This window comes from Streptomyces sp. NPDC037271, from assembly GCF_055603605.1.
On record NZ_JBVJVN010000052.1, the window covers coordinates 1 to 4064 of the forward strand.

Annotated in this window: 1 protein-coding gene; it reads right to left on the reverse strand. The window is 69.7% G+C overall.

Annotated elements, in window-relative coordinates; genetic code table 11:
- Positions 1–4064, reverse strand: a 4064-nt coding sequence (locus tag ACZ7G3_RS35675) for an amino acid adenylation domain-containing protein (protein WP_470930862.1), incomplete at both ends; no start/stop codon positions are given.

The following is a 4064-nucleotide window of genomic DNA, read 5'->3' on the forward strand; positions in this document are numbered from 1 at the left end:
CCGGGCCCTGCAACCGCCCCACTCAACACGCGCACCAACCGCGCCCCGAACAACTCCACCGTGCCCGCGTCATACAGGTCCGTCGCGTACTCGATCAGCCCGGACATGCCGGCGGGGTGTCCGTCCTCGTCGAACGTCTCACCCATGTTGACGGTGAGGTCGAACTGTGAACCGGATACGCCTGGATCCTCGAACTCGGCTCGGACGCCCGGGAGTTCAAATGCCAGGTCAGTGCTGTTCTGGAGCGCCAGCATGATCTGGACGAGCGGGTGATGGCCGGGCGAGCGCTGCGGGTTGAGCCGTTCCACCAGGTACTCGAAGGGGATGTCCTGGTGGCTGTACGCGGCGAGACTCGTCTCACGGATCTGTGTCAGGAGCTCGCCGAACGTGGGATCCGATGTCACGTCGGCGCGTATGACCAGGGTGTTGACGAAGAAGCCCACCAGGTCGTCCAGACCTTCGTCGGTGCGTCCGGCGATGGGCGAGCCCACCGCGATGTCCCGCCCCGCGCCCAGCCGCGAGAGCAGTGCCGCCAGGCCCGCGTGCAGGACCATGAACAGCGTCGCGTCCGCCGCACGGGCGAGCTCCCTCAACGCGGCATGCGTCGAGGCGTCGAGTGCGAAGCTCACGGTGTCGCTGCGATAGGAGGGGGTCGCGGTCCGCGGCCGGTCGGTGGGCAGGGAGACGACGTCGGGCAGACCGCTCAAGTGGTCGGTCCAGTACGCGGCTTGGCGGCGTAGCAGACTGTCGGGGTCGGTGTCCTCGCCGAGCAGTTCGTGCTGCCAGACGCTGTAGTCGGCGTACTGGACCGGAAGCGGGGTCCACTCCGGCCCCTCGCCTCCGCGCCGGGCCGCGTACGCGGAGGCGAGATCGGCCGCGAGAGGAGTCATGGACCAGCCGTCGGCGGCTATGTGGTGCATCACGAGCACCAGGACGGCTTCCCTCGGCCCCGAGGCCAACAGCCTTGCCGTCAGCGGGATTTCGCTGTCCAGCTCGAATCCGTGCTGAACACACGCTGCCAGCCGGGAAGCCACCGCATCCTCCGTCACCGGTTCGACCGGGAGGGTGAGGTGGGCTTCGGTGGGGGTGAGGATGTGCTGGTAGGGCTCGCCGTCGAGGTCGGGGAAGACCGTCCGCAACGGCTCGTGCCGGGTGATCACGTCATTGAGGGCCGCTTCCATGGCGGGCACGTCCAGCTCACCGGTGAGACGCAGCACGAGCGGGATGTTGTACGTCGCCGACGCACCCTCGAACTTGTACAGGAACCACATACGGCGCTGCGCGAACGACAACGGCAGGCGGTGCGGCCGCTCACGCCGCTCCAGCACCGGACGCGACCCGGTCGCCGATAGATGCCGCACGACACCGGCCACCGTCGGCCGGTCGAACAACACGCGCAAGGCCAGATCCACCCCCAGCACGGCCCGGATCCGGTTCACCAGCCGCGTCGCCAGCAGCGAATGCCCACCCAGCTCGAAGAAGTCGTCCTCCACCCCGACCGCCGGCACACCCAACACCTCGGCGAACAGAGCACACACGATCTCTTCCTGCGGCGTCCGTGCCGCCCGCGACGCCGTGAAGGCGTACTCGGGAGCGGGCAACGCCCCCCGGTCCACCTTCCCGCTCACCGTCAACGGCAGAGCCTCCAGCACCACGAACGCGGCCGGCACCAGATACGACGGAAGCCGCTCCGACAGACCGCGACGCAGCGTGGACACCAGCTCACCCGCCACCCGCGTCCGCACCGGATCACTCGCCGACCCGGCAAGCGACCCCACACCCACCGCGACGAAAACATCCGACACCGCGCCCGTGTCTTCGGGGACGAACACCACATCCATGGTGTCCGCCCCCTCGGAACCGACGGTGACCACGGCGTCCCAGCCCCGTGCCCGCGCCCAGCGGCACACCTCTTCCGGATCCAGCCCGCTCTCCCCGTCCAGAAGCTCACGGACGCGCTCGATGGGCTCGTCGGCGGCCATCGCGCGGGCCGCCGCGACCTCCCCGGTCAGCCGGGCGTTCGGCACCCCGGACACACGGACCGGCAGCACCACATCACCCAACGCCTCCAGCGCCTCGACGTCCCGCCCCCACACCATGACGGGTGTCCGAGCGAGAGAGAGCGGCTGCGAGGGAGCCTTGTGCAGGACCACGTCGTAGCGGTGCCGCGTCAGTTCGTTGTGGGCCGTGCCCCGCTTCCACCGCACATCCACGCCCACCGCTTCCGGCCGCCCGGCCGCCCAGGCTGCGAAGAAACCGGGATCCAGCAGCAACTCCTTCTCCGTCACCACGGCCTGCTCCACCACCGCACGCAACCGGGCCGTGTCCCCGACACCCGGCTGACGAGCCTGCACCGCCGTCTGGAACGCCCGCAGCAGGCCCCGGTGCCGCACGTCTCCGACGATCAGCCGGCCCCCCTCGGCCAACAGCCCGAACGCCTGGTCCAACACCCGCTCCAGATACTCCCACCCCGGGAAGTACTGCACGACGGAGTTGATGACAACCGTGTCGAACTCCCCGACAGGAAGCCCGGAAACATCATCGGCGGCCTGGCAGCGCACCACCACGTGATCCCAGCCCAGCCCCGCCACCTGACCACGCAACCGCTCCACCACCGACGACGAGAAGTCCGTCGCCCAGTACGACTCCACCCCCGCCGCCACATGCCCCATCAACAACCCCGAACCGACACCGATCTCCAACACCCGGCGAGGAGCAAACCCCCGGATCCTCTCCAGCACCTGGTCACGCCACTCCCGCATCTCCGGCAACGGGATGGGCTCCCCCGAGTAAGAGCTGTTCCACCCCTCGAAGCCCTCCCCCAGCACGTCCGTCCCGGCCTCGCCGTCGTGAACGGCCTCTCCGTAGACCGAGTCGTAGATCTCCCGCCATTCGTCGACCTGCTCAGCGGTCGTGCCTTCCGCCCCCACTGCCGAGGGGACGATGTAGGCGACGAGGCGGGTGTCGCCGTGGTGCGGGCGGGCGACGACCACGGCCCGGGAGACACCCGGCTCGGCCTCCAACGCCGCCTGGACCTCGCCCGGCTCGATACGGAAGCCGCGGATCTTCACCTGGTCGTCGGCACGGCCGAGGTACTCCAGCTGACCATCCGCGTTCCAGCACACCAGGTCACCCGTGCGATACATCCGCTCGCCGGCACCACCGAAAGGACTGGCCACGAAACGGCCGGCGGTCAGACCCGGCCGCCCCGCATACCCGCGCGCCAACCCCGGCCCGGACACATACAACTCACCCGGCACACCCACCGGAACAAACGCCAGGCGCTCGTCCAGCACGAACAGACCCGCACCCGGCACCGCACGCCCGATCGGAGCACCCCCACCCGCGGTCAACGGGTCACTGATCGCCGCGGCCACCGTGATCTCCGTCGGACCATAGGCATTGACCAACCGACGACCGGGAGCCCAACGGGCTACCAGCTCAGGCGGACACGCCTCCGCCCCCACCGCCAGAGCCACCAGACCCTCCAGCCGCTCCCACGCACCGTCCGGCAACGACGCCACCACCGACGGCGGCAAGAACGCATGCGTCACCCCACCCCGCGCAAGGGCCTCCTCCAGATCCTCCCCCGCCAGCCCGGACCCGCCCTCCGGCACCACCAGCGCCGACCCAGAACCCCACGCCAGAACCAGTTCCAGCACCGACGCGTCGAAACTCAGCGACGCCGTACGCAGCACACGGCCACCCACGCCGACACCCATCCGATCCACCAGACCCGCCGCAAACCCCGCCACACCGGCGTGAGTGACCTCCACACCCTTCGGACGACCCGTCGAACCCGACGTGTAAATGACATACGCCGGGTGCGAGAGCAGCAACGGCACCACGCGTTCCCCGTCAGCGATCTCCTCACCCGACAGGGACGCGCAGGCCTCGGTCACCGACGGATCGTCCACGGCCACCACCTCCACCGGCAGCCTCTCCGGCAGGCTCCCTGCTGCCGCCTGCGTGGTCAGCACCAGCCCGGGCCGCGCGTCCTCCAGCAACCAGCCGATCCGCGCACCCGGATACTCCACGTCCACCGGCACATACGCGGCCCCGGC